Genomic DNA, 15168 nt, shown 5'->3' on the forward strand with positions numbered 1-15168 from the left:
TGGTAAGGAGTGCGATACCAGGAGTATGGTCTCTTGTATGGCGACGAAGAAGGTAACCGTGACGATCCCCGAGGATCTCCTGGACGAGATCCGCGCGGACGCGGCAGAGCGGGGTCTGTCGGCGTATGTCGCCGAGGCGCTGCGCTTCAAGCGTGACCGGGACCGGCTCCGAGAACTGGTCGACTGGCTGCAGGAAGAACACGGCCCCGTCACCGAGGACGAACACGCGGCAGCACTCGACGAGCTGGACGATCTCGACGCCGAGCATGAGCGGCGTCGAACCGCCGGAAAGCACAACGCCGGAGAGGCTGCGTGAAGAAGCGAGCCGGTGAGCACGGACAGCGCCCCCTCCGCGTCTTCGTACTGGACTGTGAAGCCCTGTCCCTCGCGGTGCGCGGCGACCGGAGGATGATCGCCTGGCTCGATCTCGCGGCACGCGGGGAAGCCGAGGTGGTGACGTCCCCGATGACACTGGTCGAGGCGTACGACGGCAGAACGACCGAGCAACGCTGGGACTGGGTACTGTCCCGGCTCCAGGTCGTCGACACCGGGAAGGACGAGGCCCGCCAGGCGCGTCGAGTCCTGGCCGACGCCAAGTTGCACGGCCACAAGTACGCGATCGACGCCGTGCTCGCCGTCATCGCGCGACAGCAGAGGGGACAGGTCACCGTCTTCACCTCGGACGTCGACGACCTGGAGAAGCTGGTCCCGGACACGATCGTCGTCAAGAAGGTGTGACCCGACCCGCGCCCCTCCGGCGCCCGCACCCACGCTGGTGAGCACTCGCGATGCCCTCGCGTACTTTGTCCGGACCACATCGGCAGTCTCCGACACGAGGCAGCGGACGGCGAATAGAGTGGCCGACTCGACTTCCTGGCACTGATGGGCCGGTGGTTTGTCTTCGGGTCACAGGGCTGACTCTCCGGCAGCATCCAGGCAGCAGCACCCTTGGGAGCCATCTGGGAGTGCCTCGTGCCGCCGTGGCCCCGGCCGCTGAACACGTAGGTGAGCCCGTGGCAGGCGCAGGGCTGCGGCCTGGTGCGGGCGATGTGCTCCCCGACCAGGCCGGACAGCCAGGGCGGGGAGTCGATCGCGCGGTAGCTGTCGTCCTTCGGCGGGCACCGGGTGAACTCGCCCCTGTCTGGGCGAGGCCGGCGTCGACCGCGTCGGCCAGGATCAGGTGGAGCAGCGACCGGTAGGTCCGCACGCTGCTCACCGCGGACTCCTTGCGCTGCTCCTTCTCCCAGGTGTCCACCATGACGGGGGTGATGTCCTGGATGGGCTTGTCGCCGAAGCAGGGCAGCAAGTGGGCCAAGCTGCGGGGGTAGTTCTGCATCGTGGAGTCCGCGAGGCTGATGCCCTCCAGCCACTCCTTCGTGTACTCCCCGACGGTGACGCGGGCGGTGGCCGCGGCCTGCTCCGGTGGGACGTAACGGCCGCTCCTCGCGACCTCGAACGCCTCCACGTCCGCCTTCTCGGCGGCCTTCTGGGCTGTTGTCTTCGTCGGGTACCGGACGGCTCTGCCGTCCGGTACCCGACGACCTCCTGAGCCTTGCGGCCGGGCCGCTGGCAGCAGGACCGGTAGTACGTCTCCCCCTGGCGGTGAGCCCGGCGCCCTGTCCCCGGACAGCCATGGACACCCCTGGACAGACACCCCCTGGACACCCCTGGACACCCCTGGACACCCCTGCCGGACCGTGTCCGCCCGGTGTCCGTGCAGGTCACCGTCCTCGTGTCCTCGCCTGAGACCCCCCGGGCGGACACCTGTCCTCACTCCCTCTGCCCGGTGTCCGGACCCCCTGTCCGCACCCTGGAGATGCCCATGTCCCACCCACCCGCGTCCGTCGGCCGGACCGTGCACTACGTCTCTCGCGGAAGCGTGCGCTCCGACGGCTCCCAGACCTTCCCGATCGCGTGCCGGGCCGCGATCGTGACCGAGGTCGACCCGGACGACTCCGGGCGCGTCGGCCTGGCCGTGCTCAACCCAACCGGGCAGTTCTTCCACTCGCTCGCGGCCGGCGGCTGCGTGCACGCGGACGCGGACGGGATGCTCGGCGGGTCCTGGCACCGGCCGGAGCGCGCGTGATGGCCGCGCCGATCGGAGCGGACCAGCTCCTTCGCGCGCTGCGCGGCGAGGGACTGAACGCCGTGGAGGTCGGGGCCTGGAGGACCACGTCGCGGAACCACATGGGGCCGTGGGGCGAGGTCCACGGCGTGGTGATCCACCACACCGTGACGCGGGGCACCGCGCACACCGTGGCGATGTGCCGGGGCACCGGTGTCCGACGCCCGTCGTGACGCCGCCTGAACGGCCACGCTGTCCCGACCGACCGAGAACACGAGGAGACGAGGAGACGAGGAGACGAGCCACATGGACCGGACGTGGGACGGCGTGCGGAAGCTGCGCGGCCGGCTGGACGAGGAGGACCAGGCCGCGGCCGGCGACGTGCGCCTGCTGCGCGTGCTCAAGGTCGGTGAGGAGTTCGGGGAGGCAGCGGAGGCCATCACCGGGGCCCTCGGCGCCAACCCGCGCAAGGGGAACAGCCACACCTGGGAGGACGTCGAGAAGGAGCTGTGCGACGTCATCGTGACTGCCCAGGTGGCCCTGGGGGCCCACACGCAGCTTCTCGGGCTGCTGCCGGGCCTCCTGGCCGACGGGCACGCCGCTGCCTCCTCGCACCAGTCCGTGCCGTGAGCGCCGGGTGGCTGCCGCCGTACCGCACTTCGTCCCGAACCTGGCAGCTCTCGGCCAAGAGGGAAGACCACGGAGCAACTGGACGTCGCACGCGCGTCGTTGACTCGTGTGCCAGGTCGACGCCTACGCTGCGTCAGCGGCCCCGTCGACAGCCGCGATCCTGAGCAGGCGCTCCAGCTCCCTCCGCCCGCGCCTGATCAAGTCGAAGGCAGCCACCGGGTCCGTGTCCGGCGGCAGCGGGGTATCGGTGAGGACATCCGTAAGGGTGTACCGGCCGAGCAGCCACCGTTGTAGTGCTCGCCAGTCGGCACCCCGCTCAGGCGGCAGGCCGTCCGCCCATGGCAATGCTTCGTACCGGGTGTCGTCGGTGCCGTCGGCGTGGAGCAGCCCGGAGCGGCGCACGAGGCACGGGAAGCAGACGCCGCAGTTGGCGATGGGAGGGCCGCCGCTTCGGCGGGTGGGCGGCTTGCCGCAGCTCAAGGTGGACTCCAGGTCGGACGGGGCGAGGCCCGCATCACGTCCGGCCTTGCATACCTCGCCTTTCGTCAGCCGCGCCAAGGGGTTGACCGCCTGCACCGTGCTCTCCGGGTCACTCACGGCAGCCACCAAGGCGTTCAGACTGCCCAGCGTCCGCGGGTGCACGGAACGCGTGGAGCATGCGGCCGAACGCGCCGGCGTCAGAGGCGGGTTGAGGGCGAGCTGGCCGTTCTCGGGGATGTGGACGATACCCACGCCGTGCGCGGTGGCGGCGCGGATGGCGCCCGCCGCGTACAGCAGACCACGAGTGCGGGAGGAGGTCTCCAGCCGCAGCCCGGAGCCGTCACCCGCCGGGGTCTGGCTCATCGGCAACAGCAGCACCGGCCGTGCTCCGGCCAGTCGCTCCACGGCCTTGTACACCCGCTGCTGGAGACGCAGCAGGCCGATCTCGCGGAACATCACGAGCAGGAGCGGCCGGCAGTCGTCGGCACGCGAACGGGTGGCAGCCCAGCTGAGGGAGTCCAGTCCACCGGAGAACAACGCGACTTCCGATGCACGCGGGTCGTCGGGAGAGGCCATCGCCTCCTGGATGTAGTGGCCGGCGAGAGGCCTGAAGTCCACGTTCCAGATGTCCCCGGTCAGGACTTGGAGGAGCGCATTGAGGTGGGTACGGACAGCTGCGCTTCCCCACCGTTCAAGTTTCGTGACGGGCACGGCGAGGCTGATGCGGCGGGTCCACCGGTCCCGTTGTCCGGCCCGGCGTACGTACTTGTCGGCGATGAACGTCGCCCTGGCGACACGGAACAGATCCTCGGCCCAGTCGGGGACAGGATCGGGCAGACGGTGCCGGCCGGTGATGCGACGCTCCCTCTCCTGGAAGTCTTCCTCGCCGATCTCCATCCAGTGGCCGCCATGTGGCCGGTCGCCCCCGGGTCCGCGCCACCACAGGAAGTCCTCGGAATCGGTCACGCCGCAGCTCCCTCTTCTCCGGTGCTCTCCTCAGTGATCAGGCCGAGCGCCCTTCCGACCGCCCGCGGTACCAGCAACTCGGCGATCTCGGGCAGTGCCGCCGACGGATCCTGCACAGCGCCCGCCACCGTCTGCGCGGTATCCACAGCCTGTGCATGGTCGGTCGCTTCGGCGGACTCCTCGCAGGGATTCGGCACCAGGTCCACCACCTTCTCCGCGACCCAGTCGGCGATCCTGCCTTCCGGATCGGTCGCGATGAGCGCCGGTACCGCCAGCTTGATGTGCTCGGCTACAACGGACCTGAGGAACTCCCCCACCATGTCGGCGAAGAACACCTGGTAGAGATCGCACAGGATGTCCCAGGTGAAGCCGCCGCCGACGCCTCCGCCCTCGGCGTCGTCCAGCTCGGGATGTCTGCTCCGGACATCGCGGACCGCCGCGGCCATCCCCCTGCGCACCGCTGCGTCGGCGAGTGTGCCGCCGTCCCCTCCGACCTCCGACACCAGGCGCGCGACGAGCTCGTCCTCCGACTCCGCGCCCTGTGTCGCCAGCGACCCCAGGGCCCTGGAGAGCCGTTCACCGGCTGCACAGGCCGTGTCGTACAACCCGAAAGCCGATCGATCGGCGCGGAGCGTCTCGTGCAGGGCGTTCAGGTGGTCCGCCGCGATCTCCTCCAGCCGCTGATCCGCGTTGCGCGAGTCGTCCCGCCAGCGCGCCAGCCGCCTCCCGGCAGAGCTCCACCGATCCCCGTCAGGCCCCTTCCATCGCGTGGATGTCCCCACATCGCCCCCAACGATGGTGCCGCAACCCGCACTTCGTCCATGGCATCAGACCGGACGATCCGCAGACAGGGCGGGACTCAGCCAGGGCAGCACGGACGGGCCCGCCAGCCGGCCGACCACGCGTGTCACCTTCTGCGACACACGCACCCTGGAACGCAACCGGACGTGACGCCGGGTCACAAACGTGACGCAGGCCCTGGTGCGGGGCAGGTCAGAAGCTGGCAAGAACGGGCCTTGCGCCGTACGTCACGTGGTTCGCACCTGCTGCGACGCCAAGCCAGTCCGCGCGGCTCAGCCGAGGTCGGGCTGTTCGCCGTGTGGCTCCACTGGAGGTCACTCTTCGAGATCAGGAGCTCGTCGCCACACGCCGCACGAGGTTCGGCTGCTCCCCGTCGTCGGGCTCAGCGGGCGGTGGCACGGCACACTGCGACATCCGTGTGAGCGGACAGCAGACCTCGCTGCGGACGGACGGCTGATCTGCTGTTCCGGTGTGACTGTCCGTCCCCTGTCCGGTGAGTGGTGCGAGCGCCGGGGAAAGGTCCTGGGCGCCTGTGTCGCCTGCGATGTCGGTGGCTGCTGCGATGCTGCCGGGATGACGACGGGTGGCTTCGGGGCGGGCTGACCGGAGTGACCCGCTGGTGGCTCGCACGGCTCCGCGCCGTCCCGCGGTCACCCGCGTGCGCGGAGCCGAGGGGCCTCCGTAGCATGAGGGCTGTGACAGGCCGAGCACCGTTCCGCTTCGCGCGAGCGCCCCGTGGGCGGTGGCGCGTGCCGCTGGTGCTCGGGCTGCTGGCCGGCCTTCTCGGGATGCACGCCCTCAGTGCGGGTGGGGTCGTTCCCGTGGCGGTCGGTGCTCATCACTCTTCCTCCGTCCCCGGGCATGCCGGGCCGGCGACGGTGGGCGGTGAGCACGTCTGCCACGGTGACGGCGGTGGCGGGCACAGCGAGCACGCCGATGTGACGTGCGCGTCCGGTGCGGTCGGCACCGGGCCGGTCCTTCGTGCGCCGTCGACCGGCGCCGTCGCCGCGTTCTCCTCCGCCGGCATCGGTGACGGCGTGCCTCACGCCACGCCCGGCGGCGGCCGCGCGCCGCCCACGTCGGCCCCACCGCAGCCCCTGCGGATCTAGGACAAGGCCGGGCCGCACACCGCCCCGCCGGCTTCGGCCGGCGAGTCGCCCCGCGGCACTCAGCCACGTCCCGCGCCGCTCGGCGCGGCTTCCGGAGCAGACCGTAGGAGTAGCAGCGATGAGTACCGCCATGAGCCGCACCCGCCGTAACCGCACCCGTACCCGCACCCGTTCCTTCGTCCGTCGTGCCGTTCTCGGCACCGCAGCCGTCGCCGCCGGGCTGGTCCTCGCCGCCTGCGGCGACGGGGCCGACAGCGGACCGGCGCCGCAGGCCTCGGCCTCGGCGAGCGCCGGGGGCAGGGCCGACGACGCCTTCGGCCCCCACAACGACCAGGACGTGTCCTTCGCGCAGGACATGATCCCGCACCACCTGCAGGCCGTCCGGATGTCGGGGATGGCCGCCGAACGGGCGTCCTCCGCCGAGGTCAGGGACCTGGCCAGGCGCATCGAGAAGGCCCAGGCCCCGGAGATCGAGACGATGTCGGGCTGGCTGGAGGCGTGGGGCGAGGACGTGCCCGCCTCCATGCCGGGCATGGACCACGGCGCTGACTCCGGCATGCCCGGGATGATGGACGCCGACGACCTGGACGAGCTGACGGGCGCGTCCGGCAAGGGCTTCGACGCCATGTTCCTGACCATGATGATCGAGCATCACGAGGGCGCCGTGGAGATGGCCGCCACGGAGAAGGAGCAGGGCCGGTACGGGCCGGCCACAGCGCTGGCCGACGACATCGTCACCACGCAGACGGCCGAGATCGAGGAGATGAACAAGCTCCTCGGCAAGAGCTGACCCCACCCGCACCGGGGCTCGGGGACCGCCTCCGCGCAGCCCCCGAGCCTGTCCGGGCACGTCCAGTGCCGACTCCCGCACCCGTCCGGGCACGTCCAGTGCCGACTCCCGGGCCCGTGCGGGCACGTCCCGCGCCGGCTGCCGGGCCCGTGCGGGCATGTCCCGCGCCGGCTGCCGGGCCCGTGCGGGCATGTCCCGCGCCGGCTGCCGGGCCCGGCTCGCCCTCCTCGCGCCTCATGGAGATCCTCAGCATGAAGACTCGTTCCCGCGCGGCCGCCGCCGTCGCCGCGGCCGCTCTCACGGCCGTGCTGGCCGCATGTTCCTCCGGCCCCGGCACCGCGTCCGGCACCGCCTCCGACACGGCGTCGGCCGACGGCTCCGGCGGTTCCGGCGGCCTCGCCGTCAGCCACGTGCACGGCCTGGGCGTCGACCCGGCCGACGGTCGTCTGTACGTCGCCACCCACGAAGGCGTGATCGCCGTGGCCGCCGACGGCACCGCCGAGCGGGCCGGTGACCGGGCCGACTACATGAGCTTCACCGTCGTCGGCCCGAAGACCTTCCTAGGCAGCGGCCACCCGGCCGCGGGCAGCAAGGACCACGGCAACCGCGGCCTGCTCCGGTCCACCGACTCCGGCAGGACCTGGAAGACCCTGTCCCTGGGCGGCACCACCGACTTCCACTCCCTGGTGTACGCCCACGACACCGTCTACGGCTACGACAGCGCCCGCGGCGTGCTGCTCGTCAGCTCCGACCGGACCACCTGGGAGGAACGTGCCGAACTCGCCGCCCTCGACATCGCCGTCAGCCCGGAGGACCGGAACGTCGTACTGTCCACCACCGAGAACGGCGTCGCCACGAGCAACGACGGCGGCCGGACGTTCGGCGCGGGCTCCGGGCGGGTCCTCGCCTTTCTTTCGTGGCCCTCGGCCGGCGCCCTGTACGGCGTCGATCTCTCCGGCGGCCTGCACCGCAGCACCGACGGCGGCACCACCTGGAAGCGGACCGGAACGGCGCCGGGCGGACGGCCCCAGGCCCTGACCGCAGTCGACGCCGAGCGCGTCCTCGTCGCCACACAGGACGGTGTGTACGAATCCCCCGACGGCGGACGGACCTTCACCCGACGCCTGCCCGTGGCCACCGCCGAGAGCCACTGAGCGCCGACTCCCCCGGTGTGCCTGCCCGGTGCGCCGTCGCCGTCGGCCGCCGTCGAGAGGGAGCCGACGCCGTCGGCTCCCTCCCCGGTCGGATGTCCGGCGCCGCCGGGCGGGAGGGGGCGGGGTGCTGACCGGTGGTTCGGCGGGCGAGGGCGGTCGCCGGGCAGTCGACGGCTCCACGGGCGAGGGGTGTCGACGGCGGCGGGAGCGCTCGGGGCGGACGACACCGCTTCCGCAGCACGTCCTAGGGCGACGAGGCCTCCAGGGCCAGTTCGGCCCACACCGTCTTGCCCACCGGGTGGCGTGGTGCCGACCCCCAGCGCAGGGCCACGGCCTCCACCAGGAGCAGTCCCCGGCCGGACTCGCCCTCGGGACGCGACGAGGGCACCGCCGTAAGCAACCGCCTCGCGGCGGCCGCGTCCGCGACCTCCACCCGCAGCACGCCGGCGGTCCGGTCGAGGGCCAGTCCGAGACCGAACCCTCGGCCGGGTACCCGACCGTGCCGTACGGCGTTCGCCGCCAGTTCACCGACGACGAGGGCGGCCGCGCAGGACACGTCCGACTCCGGTGGATGGCCGCGTTCCTCCAGCCACCGTGCGGTCTCCCGCCGGGCCCGTCGCGCACCTCGCGGTGACGAGGGGAAGTGCGCTCCGAACCGCTGCAACTCCTGCCCGCCGTACCCGCCGTACCCGCCGCCATCGCGTTCCACAGCGTCCGCCCGCGGCTCGGCCCTCCGTCGTGGCTCGTCTCCCGGGGCGGCGGTCTCAGTCAGCACGGCCTGTTCGTTCCTCTCCATCGAGCCGATGCACGCCGTTGCGCACACGGATCGTCACGTTCCGTGCTCAAGAATCGCCGGGTCGTCCTACGCTCAACAGGGGGTGCAGCCTTACCCTTCACGCCGTAAGGAACGGAAGTGATGCCTTGGCCGGCGGAATCGATCCCAGTGTGTCCATGGCCGCGCTGTTCGGCGCACGCGTACGCAGACTCCGGATGCGGGCCGGACTGACCCAGGCCGAACTCGGCAGCCTGACCCATGTGGTGAGCACCCGGATCACCCAGATCGAGCGGGCCTCCGGGGCGAAGCCCACGCTGGAGCTGGCGCGTGCCCTCGACACGGCTCTCGGCGCGGACGACCTCCTGGTGGAGCTGTGGCCCTACGTGTACCGCGAGGCCTTTCCGGACTGGTCGCGAAGGTTCATGGAGTACTCGGAGCACGCGGTTGCCGTCCGGCAGTACGCGGCCCATGTGGTGCCCGGCCTGCTGCAGACCGAGGACTATGCGCGCGCTGTGCTGAGCGTCGGCCGAACGCTCGGCGACAAGGACCAGTTGGAAGAGCGGGTCAGCGTTCGTCTGGGACGACAGAAACGGCTCTCGGCGCCCGATCGGCCTGACATCTGGGTGGTCCTCGATGAAGCGGTGCTCAGGCGCCCCATAGGCGGGCAGGCAGTGATGCGGGCGCAGCTGACACGGCTGATCGCAACCACGGCCGAGTCCCACATCACCGTGCAGGTACTCCCCTTCGACCAAGGCGAGCACGATGTCATGGGTGGCTCGCTCACGGTGCTCTCCATGCCTGACAGCTCGGAGATCGCGTACACCGAGGGTGCACACCATGGCCAACTCATTGAGGATCCGGACGATGTCCTGAGCTACGCGCTGACCTACGATCGGCTTCGGGCGGCAGCTCTGCCCCCGCTCATGTCCCTGGACGTGATCCGATCCGTTTTGGAGGGCAACCACCGTGGAGCGAAGGTCCCATCCCGATCTGAACGCCGCCGCCTGGCGCAAGAGCAGCTACAGCAATCAGGAGGGAGGCGACTGCATCGAGGTGGCCGACGGGATTCCGGCCGTCGTCCCCGTCCGTGACAGCAAGGTCCCGAACGGGCCCGCGCTGTGCTTCGAAGCCGCCGCCTGGAATGCCTTCACCAGCTCGCTCAAGGCTGAGCACAGCCACCCCTGAGAGAGGCCAACCCCCATGACGCGAAGGCTCCTTCCCCGCCTGGACGACACCGCCTGGCGCAAGAGCAGCCACAGCAATCAAGCGGGAGGCAACTGCATCGAGGTGGCCGACGGGATTCCGGGGGGCGTGCCCGTCCGTGACAGCAAGGTCCCGAACGGGCCCGCGCTCTGCTTCGGGGACGGCGCCTGGACCGCCTTCGTGGGCGGGTTGAGGGGCGGACTCGGCCGCTTCTGAGGTCGCCGGGTCCCGGGCGGGGTCCGGGTTCCGGGAGTGCCGGGCCCTTGTCGGCGAGGGTCCGGTCGGCCGCGGGGCTCCTCAAAGAACCGGGGGAAAGAACTCCCCGCCCACCCACCCTCCTCGCACCGCAGGGGCGGCGTCACCCGTCCGGGTGACCGGCTTGCAGGCACGCGATACGGGCGGTTACGTTCGCCGCAACAACCGCAGACAGATGCGGCCCCCGGCCGGGACGGCAATCCCGATCGAGGGCCTCACCGATCAGGAAGTAGCCCCTTCCCGATGGCTGAACCGCAGTCTAACGCGCGCCTGCGCGCCGAGGCCGGAGCTCCGAGCTCCGGCGTGATCCACGTACGCACCCGGCTGACGGCCGACTTCACGGTGCTCTCCAACGCCCTCGTCCAGCGGCGCGGCAGCGCGGTCACCGTCGGTGTCGCGGCGTACATCGCCTCCCTGCCCGACGGCTCCTCCGTGACCATCAGCGCCCTGTGCGGGCACTTCAGCGAGGGCGAGATCCTCGTCTCGCGGGCGCTCCGGGAGCTGGAGGAGGCCGGCTACCTGGAACGCCGCAGGGAGCGGACGCCCACCGGTCAGGTCCGTACGCGGACGTACTTCTACGACGTGCCCGGTGGTGACGGCGGTGACGGCCCTCCCCGTCCGCCCGGCCCACCGCGCCCGGAGCGGCCGGACAGCCCGGCCGGTCCTGACAGCCCTGACAGCCCGGCTGGTCCTGACAGCTCCGGGCGCTCGTCCGGGCCGCCGAAGGCGTCGAAGCCGGCCCGGTCCCCCGGGCGGGCCGCCGCCCCGGTGGGGGCGGAACCCGGTCCGACGCCCCGGCCGGAGGCGGGCTCAGCTCCCGGCCCGGCCGAAGACCCCGCACCCGCACCCGCACGCTCATCCGCATCCGCATCCGCACCCGCGCTCGCGCTCGCCGACGCCGACCCCGCGGCGGTCGCCGTGCTGACCGGCCTGCGGCGGGTCGACCCTCGCCTCGTCCTGTCCGAGCGGGAGGCCGCCCGCCTGGCACCCGCCGTGGCCGAGTGGCTGGCGGCCGGGGTGGGGCCTCGGGAGATCACCGGGCTGCTGACCGCGCGGCTCCCCGACCACTTCCGGGTCCGGCCGGCAGGCGTCCTCGCCTACCGGCTCCGGGAGACGCCACTGCCCGCGCCGCCCCCGCCCGCGCCGCCCCGGGCCGAGCGGCCGCCCGTGCTGCCCTTCCTGAACTGCGACGGCTGCGAGCGCGCCATCCGCGCCGCGGAACCCGGCTACTGCAGTGACTGCCGACGACGCCGCAAGAGCCTGCCCGCCGCTGCCTGAGTCGCCGGTCCCCGGCACTTGACCAGGTCCGACACGAGAGCGAGACTGGATGTACTACATTTGTCATACACGAGGGGAGGCGGGCATGGCCTCGAAGCCCGACCAAGGACAACGAGCCTCCGCTGCCACGCCCAAGAGGCGAGCCTCCACCGCAGCCCGACCCCCGCAGACAGGTCGGAGGCAGGGTGACAGCGGTGCGACCAGCGTGGCCCAGGTGCGACTGCGCCCGGACGAGATGGCGAACCTCCAGCAGGTGATGCAGACCCTCCAGTTGCACTCGCTCTCCGACGCCCTGCGCGAGGGGCTTCGGCTGCTCTCCCGCGAGGCGACCGAGGTCGCTGCCGCGCAGGAGATCCGCGACTTCTACCACGGCGCCCAGGCCCCGGCTCCCGAGGGCGTGCTGCCCGCGACAGCGCAGGAACTCTCGGCAGCGGACGAGACCGAATGGTGAACCCCGGCTCCGCCCTGCGTGGCGAGGTGTGGGGCTGCGCCCTCCCCGGCCCCATCGGCCCTCATCCCGTGGTCGTCCTCACCGTCAACCGGATCGCCGAACCACTGTCGGCACTGACCGTCGCGCTGATCACCGGAACACCCGGCCCCGCCGCCACCCACGTGCCGATCGGTCCCGACTGCGGGGTGACCACGTACGCCGAGTCGTACGTGAACTGCACCGACCTGCACACCGTGGACCGGCCCAGGCTCCGACGACGGCTCGGCCTGCTGGCCCCGAGCGAGATGCGGCGTGTGGAGGAGTGCTGTCGAGTGATCCTCGGGCTGGCGTAGCCAGGTCCCGGCGTTCGTCACGAGCCGAGGATCGCGCGCTTCTGCTCCTCGAACTCGGCCTCCGTCAGGACGCCTTGCGCCTTGAGGTCGCCGAGCTGCTTGAGCTGGTCGATCTTGCTGGTCATGTCGGCGGGCGCCGCGGCAGGCGGCGGCGGTGCGGCGTAGGACGCCTGCTGCTGGGGCGGCGGGGCCTCGTAGGACTGCTGGGCCGCCCATCGGCCCTGCTGCCGCCGTGACACCCGGTTCGAGACGGCGGTCGCCGTCCCGGCGACCACGGCCGTGCGCGCCACCCCTCGGAGAAGACCTGGCATGACGGTGTCCCTTCTGTGTTCACGCCGGTGCCCGCACCGTGTGCGGGCCCCTGTGGCATCCGTGCCCGCACCGCTTACCGCTTCCGTGCGCGCCGGGCGTCCGTAGGCGCACGCCGCCCGTCCACGGCCTCGCGGGACGGAACACCTAGCCCGCGGACTCCGCCGCGTCGAGGGCGTCGACCAGGTCGGCCACCGGGATGCGGCCGGAGGCGACCATGCGGGCTCCGCCGCGGCGCAGCGCGGCGGCGAAGGGGGCGGCCCACAGGTTCTCGTAGATCAGGATGCCCGCGGAGCTGCCCGGCTCCACCGCGGACGCCGCCTCCTCGATGTCGTCCTCGCCCAGGAGCCCTGACGACACGCCCTCGAAGACGGCCAGGTCGAGCCGGCCGTCGCCGGTCAGGTCGGCGATCTCCAGGCCGGTCACGGACCCGTCCTCGTCCTTCCTGACGAACGTCAGGTCCAGGATGCGGATGAGGCCGCGGTCCACGAGGTCGACGAGGGCGGGAAGGCCCTCGCCGGTCATCCGGTTGCCCGGGAACTCGACGACCACATAGTCGATCGGGCCGACATCGCCCGCTTCCTCGAATGCGTCGCTCACGCCGTCACCTCGGGTGCTCGCTGGGTCTCCGCCGGCATCTCCGACTCCGATTCCGGTTCCGGTGGACTTCCACGCCGGGACTTCCACGCCGGACTCCTCGTCGGCTCCTCCGGCTTCCTCCGGCTCCCTCGCCGGTGTTCCCGTGTGTCTGCGTCTCCGTGTGTCTCCGTGTCTCCGTGTCTGTGTCTGTGTCTGTGTCTCACCTCAATTGCAGCATCGGGCCGCGGCCGACGCACCTCGGCGGCCTGCGCGTCCCACGGCACCGCCCGGCCCGGCCCGCCCCTCCGGGCTCCGCTCGCCGCGGGGGCGGTCCGGGAATACGTTGGGCGAGGAGGACGGTGGCTCGCCGTTCCGTCGGCACCGACCCCGGACGGAGGGCGTGCCGGCCAGGACCCGCGCCCCGGGGGGGCACACCGAGGCGGCGCGCCCCCGCCTTCGGCCACCCGCCCTTCGGCAGCCCCCGCGTGCGCGGGCACGACACTCCCCTGGAGCCGCCGCTATGACCGAGAACCGCCTCGACGGCCGCGAGCTGCGGCACCGCACTCCCCAGGAGAGGGCCGCGCTGGGCAAGGCGGCGCGGGCCGACGTGCCCCGCTCCAGCCACGCCGAGTTCTCGCCGGGCCCCAAGCGGCCGGACCCGCTGGAGATCATCGAGCGGCAGTCGGCGACCCGGGTGCCCGAACTGGTGCCGATCCGCTACGGCCGGATGTCCGAGTCGCCCTTCCGGTTCTACCGCGGGGCCGCGGCCATCATGGCGTCCGACCTCGCCGGCACCCCCAGGTCGGGTCTCCGGGCCCAACTGTGCGGCGACGCCCACATGCTGAACTTCCGGCTGCTTGCCTCCCCCGAACGCCGGCTCATGTTCGACATCAACGACTTCGACGAGACGCTGCCGGGGCCCTGGGAGTGGGACGTCAAGCGGCTGGTCGCCAGCCTGGTCATCGCCGGCCGGTCGAACGGCTTCAGCACCAAGGAGCGCACCGCGGTCGTGCGGGACACCGTACGGTCGTACCGCGAGAGCATGCGGGCCTTCGCCGGTATGGGCAACCTGGGCGTCTGGTACGTGCAGTACGACGAGGCGTGGGTCCGGGACCGGTACGGGGCGGACCTGTCCGCGCAGGGCCGGGAGCGCTGGGAGCGCGGCGTGGCCAAGGCGCGCTCGCACGACACACTCCAGGTCTTCCGCAAGCTCACCCGCGTCGTCGACGGCGAGCGCCGGATCGTCCCCGAGCCGCCGCTCATCACCCGCCTGGCGGATCTGCTGCCGGGCGAGGGGCGCGACCGGCTGCAACAGCAGATCGGGCGGCTGATCGAGAGCTACGGCAGGTCCCTGCCCTCGGACCGGCGCTTCCTGCTGGAGCAGTACCGGGTGGCCGACATGGCGCGCAAGGTGGTCGGGGTGGGCAGCGTGGGCACCCGCTGCTGGATCGTGCTGCTGCTGGGGCGCGACGGCGAGGACCCGCTGTTCCTCCAGGCCAAGGAGGCCGACGAGTCCGTGCTCGCGCCCTACGTGGGGGCCTCCGCCCAGCCGACGCAGGGCGAGCGCGTCGTGGCCGGGCAGCGGCTGATGCAGGCCACCAGCGACATCTTCCTGGGCTGGGACCGGGTCGAGGGCATGGACGGCCGGCGACGGGACTTCTACGTACGGCAGCTGCGGGACTGGAAGGGCGTCGCCGTGGCCGAGGAGATGGATCCGGGCATCATGCGCTCGTTCGGCGCGCTCTGCGGCACGACGCTGGCCCGCGCCCACGCCAGGACCGGCGACCGGATCGCCATCGCCGCCTACCTCGGCGGCGGCGACTCCTTCGACCGGGCCCTGGTGACGTTCGCCGAGCGCTACGCCGACCAGAACGAGCGGGACCACCAGTCCCTCGTCGACGCCATCCGCGCGGGACGGCTGCCCGCCGAGGCCGCCTGAGGCCGCGCCGCCGCCCGGCGACGCGGCCCGGCGAAGGAACCCCGAGGGCAAC

The 15168-nt window shown here is 72.1% G+C and carries 21 protein-coding genes; 15 read left to right on the forward strand and 6 right to left on the reverse strand.

Translation table 11 applies throughout. The annotated features are described in order from the left end of the window. The first annotated feature begins 37 nt into the window (after positions 1-37). Positions 38-316, forward strand: coding sequence for a ribbon-helix-helix domain-containing protein (locus tag AC5K6T_RS21250; RefSeq protein ID WP_493211285.1), 279 nt, complete (start codon positions 38-40; stop codon positions 314-316). Next, positions 313-738 carry a PIN domain-containing protein gene (locus tag AC5K6T_RS21255; RefSeq protein ID WP_493211286.1) on the forward strand — a complete coding sequence of 142 codons (426 nt, stop codon included), beginning with the start codon at positions 313-315 and terminating at the stop codon, positions 736-738. Before AC5K6T_RS21250 ends, AC5K6T_RS21255 begins: the two co-directional genes overlap by 4 nt. Here AC5K6T_RS21255 and AC5K6T_RS21260 read toward each other — a convergent pair. Then, positions 725-1861, reverse strand: a complete 1137-nt coding sequence (locus AC5K6T_RS21260) for a tyrosine-type recombinase/integrase (protein ID WP_493211288.1) — start codon at positions 1859-1861, stop codon at positions 725-727. The genes AC5K6T_RS21255 and AC5K6T_RS21260 overlap by 14 nt on opposite strands. On the opposite strand from AC5K6T_RS21260, the gene AC5K6T_RS21265 reads away from it, so the two are divergent. From AC5K6T_RS21265 to AC5K6T_RS21275, 3 genes are all read left to right on the forward strand, one after another. After that, positions 1823-2086, forward strand: a complete 264-nt coding sequence (locus AC5K6T_RS21265; RefSeq protein WP_493211290.1) for a hypothetical protein — start codon at positions 1823-1825, stop codon at positions 2084-2086. The genes AC5K6T_RS21260 and AC5K6T_RS21265 overlap by 39 nt on opposite strands. After that, complete coding sequence (locus AC5K6T_RS21270) at positions 2086-2298, forward strand: hypothetical protein (RefSeq protein WP_493211292.1); 213 nt, start codon at positions 2086-2088, stop codon at positions 2296-2298. The genes AC5K6T_RS21265 and AC5K6T_RS21270 overlap by 1 nt, the downstream gene beginning before the upstream one ends. Positions 2299-2371: 73 nt before the next feature. Continuing rightward, positions 2372-2695 (forward strand): MazG-like family protein, encoded by a 324-nt coding sequence (locus AC5K6T_RS21275; RefSeq protein WP_493211294.1) that lies wholly within the window; start codon positions 2372-2374, stop codon positions 2693-2695. A gap of 123 nt (positions 2696-2818) precedes the next feature. Here the strand turns inward: AC5K6T_RS21275 and AC5K6T_RS21280 are convergent, their stop codons facing one another. Together AC5K6T_RS21280 and AC5K6T_RS21285 are read right to left on the reverse strand one after the other, a co-directional pair. Next, the gene (locus tag AC5K6T_RS21280) at positions 2819-4141 is read right to left on the reverse strand and encodes a 7-cyano-7-deazaguanine synthase (protein ID WP_493211296.1); all 1323 of its coding nucleotides are present in this window, start codon (positions 4139-4141) and stop codon (positions 2819-2821) included. Next, on the reverse strand, positions 4138-4923 hold the full coding sequence (locus AC5K6T_RS21285) for a hypothetical protein (RefSeq protein ID WP_493211298.1): 786 nt from the start codon (positions 4921-4923) through the stop codon (positions 4138-4140). Before AC5K6T_RS21285 ends, AC5K6T_RS21280 begins: the two co-directional genes overlap by 4 nt. A 705-nt stretch (positions 4924-5628) precedes the next feature. On the opposite strand from AC5K6T_RS21285, the gene AC5K6T_RS21290 reads away from it, so the two are divergent. The 3 genes from AC5K6T_RS21290 to AC5K6T_RS21300 all read left to right on the forward strand — a co-directional run bounded on the left by AC5K6T_RS21290 (position 5629) and on the right by AC5K6T_RS21300 (position 7995). Next, a complete protein-coding gene (locus AC5K6T_RS21290; RefSeq protein ID WP_493211300.1) occupies positions 5629-6051 on the forward strand; it encodes a DUF6153 family protein in 423 nt (140 codons plus the stop codon). Positions 6052-6169: 118 nt separating this feature from the next. After that, the gene (locus AC5K6T_RS21295; protein ID WP_493211302.1) at positions 6170-6841 is read left to right on the forward strand and encodes a DUF305 domain-containing protein; all 672 of its coding nucleotides are present in this window, start codon (positions 6170-6172) and stop codon (positions 6839-6841) included. A gap of 251 nt (positions 6842-7092) precedes the next feature. Then, positions 7093-7995, forward strand: a complete 903-nt coding sequence (locus AC5K6T_RS21300) for a F510_1955 family glycosylhydrolase (RefSeq protein WP_493211304.1) — start codon at positions 7093-7095, stop codon at positions 7993-7995. Between the two features lie 244 nt (positions 7996-8239). Here AC5K6T_RS21300 and AC5K6T_RS21305 read toward each other — a convergent pair whose 3' ends face one another. After that, complete coding sequence (locus tag AC5K6T_RS21305; RefSeq protein ID WP_493211305.1) at positions 8240-8704, reverse strand: ATP-binding protein; 465 nt, start codon at positions 8702-8704, stop codon at positions 8240-8242. 242 nt (positions 8705-8946) lie between these two features. Here AC5K6T_RS21305 and AC5K6T_RS21310 point away from each other — a divergent pair, with 242 nt between their 5' ends. The 6 genes from AC5K6T_RS21310 (at position 8947) to AC5K6T_RS21335 (ending at position 12289) form a co-directional block, all read left to right on the forward strand. After that, positions 8947-9861 carry a helix-turn-helix domain-containing protein gene (locus AC5K6T_RS21310; protein WP_493211307.1) on the forward strand — a complete coding sequence of 305 codons (915 nt, stop codon included), beginning with the start codon at positions 8947-8949 and terminating at the stop codon, positions 9859-9861. After that, on the forward strand, positions 9824-9955 hold the full coding sequence (locus AC5K6T_RS21315) for a DUF397 domain-containing protein (RefSeq protein ID WP_493211309.1): 132 nt from the start codon (positions 9824-9826) through the stop codon (positions 9953-9955). The genes AC5K6T_RS21310 and AC5K6T_RS21315 overlap by 38 nt, the downstream gene beginning before the upstream one ends. A 15-nt stretch (positions 9956-9970) precedes the next feature. Next, entirely contained in the window at positions 9971-10189 is a 219-nt protein-coding gene (locus tag AC5K6T_RS21320) for a DUF397 domain-containing protein (RefSeq protein ID WP_493211311.1), read from the forward strand. Between the two features lie 282 nt (positions 10190-10471). Further along, complete coding sequence (locus AC5K6T_RS21325) at positions 10472-11506, forward strand: hypothetical protein (protein ID WP_493211312.1); 1035 nt, start codon at positions 10472-10474, stop codon at positions 11504-11506. A 205-nt stretch (positions 11507-11711) separates the two neighbouring features. Then, on the forward strand, positions 11712-11957 hold the full coding sequence (locus tag AC5K6T_RS21330) for a hypothetical protein (protein WP_493211314.1): 246 nt from the start codon (positions 11712-11714) through the stop codon (positions 11955-11957). Next, on the forward strand, positions 11951-12289 hold the full coding sequence (locus AC5K6T_RS21335) for a type II toxin-antitoxin system PemK/MazF family toxin (RefSeq protein ID WP_493211316.1): 339 nt from the start codon (positions 11951-11953) through the stop codon (positions 12287-12289). Before AC5K6T_RS21330 ends, AC5K6T_RS21335 begins: the two co-directional genes overlap by 7 nt. A 17-nt stretch (positions 12290-12306) precedes the next feature. On the opposite strand, the gene AC5K6T_RS21340 is transcribed toward AC5K6T_RS21335, so the two are convergent. Continuing rightward, entirely contained in the window at positions 12307-12600 is a 294-nt protein-coding gene (locus AC5K6T_RS21340) for an SHOCT domain-containing protein (RefSeq protein ID WP_493211318.1), read from the reverse strand. Positions 12601-12745: 145 nt separating this feature from the next. Beyond that, the gene (locus AC5K6T_RS21345; protein WP_493211320.1) at positions 12746-13198 is read right to left on the reverse strand and encodes a DUF6325 family protein; all 453 of its coding nucleotides are present in this window, start codon (positions 13196-13198) and stop codon (positions 12746-12748) included. A 499-nt stretch (positions 13199-13697) separates the two neighbouring features. Between AC5K6T_RS21345 and AC5K6T_RS21350 the strand changes: the two genes are divergently transcribed. Continuing rightward, the gene (locus AC5K6T_RS21350) at positions 13698-15116 is read left to right on the forward strand and encodes a DUF2252 domain-containing protein (RefSeq protein ID WP_493211321.1); all 1419 of its coding nucleotides are present in this window, start codon (positions 13698-13700) and stop codon (positions 15114-15116) included. Positions 15117-15168 lie beyond the last annotated feature (52 nt).

The sequence above is a fragment of the Streptomyces sp. B8-7 genome (assembly GCF_058833805.1).

Coding starts and splice junctions, on each gene's coding strand:
- AC5K6T_RS21250 (WP_493211285.1), top strand. CDS start 38: ATGGCGACGAAGAAGGTAACCGTGACGATCCCCGAGGATCTCCTGGAC.
- AC5K6T_RS21265 (WP_493211290.1), top strand. CDS start 1,823: ATGTCCCACCCACCCGCGTCCGTCGGCCGGACCGTGCACTACGTCTCT.
- AC5K6T_RS21270 (WP_493211292.1), top strand. CDS start 2,086: ATGGCCGCGCCGATCGGAGCGGACCAGCTCCTTCGCGCGCTGCGCGGC.
- AC5K6T_RS21275 (WP_493211294.1), top strand. CDS start 2,372: ATGGACCGGACGTGGGACGGCGTGCGGAAGCTGCGCGGCCGGCTGGAC.
- AC5K6T_RS21290 (WP_493211300.1), top strand. CDS start 5,629: ATGAGGGCTGTGACAGGCCGAGCACCGTTCCGCTTCGCGCGAGCGCCC.
- AC5K6T_RS21295 (WP_493211302.1), top strand. CDS start 6,170: ATGAGTACCGCCATGAGCCGCACCCGCCGTAACCGCACCCGTACCCGC.
- AC5K6T_RS21300 (WP_493211304.1), top strand. CDS start 7,093: ATGAAGACTCGTTCCCGCGCGGCCGCCGCCGTCGCCGCGGCCGCTCTC.
- AC5K6T_RS21310 (WP_493211307.1), top strand. CDS start 8,947: ATGGCCGCGCTGTTCGGCGCACGCGTACGCAGACTCCGGATGCGGGCC.
- AC5K6T_RS21320 (WP_493211311.1), top strand. CDS start 9,971: ATGACGCGAAGGCTCCTTCCCCGCCTGGACGACACCGCCTGGCGCAAG.
- AC5K6T_RS21325 (WP_493211312.1), top strand. CDS start 10,472: ATGGCTGAACCGCAGTCTAACGCGCGCCTGCGCGCCGAGGCCGGAGCT.
- AC5K6T_RS21335 (WP_493211316.1), top strand. CDS start 11,951: ATGGTGAACCCCGGCTCCGCCCTGCGTGGCGAGGTGTGGGGCTGCGCC.
- AC5K6T_RS21340 (WP_493211318.1), bottom strand. CDS start 12,600: ATGCCAGGTCTTCTCCGAGGGGTGGCGCGCACGGCCGTGGTCGCCGGG.
- AC5K6T_RS21350 (WP_493211321.1), top strand. CDS start 13,698: ATGACCGAGAACCGCCTCGACGGCCGCGAGCTGCGGCACCGCACTCCC.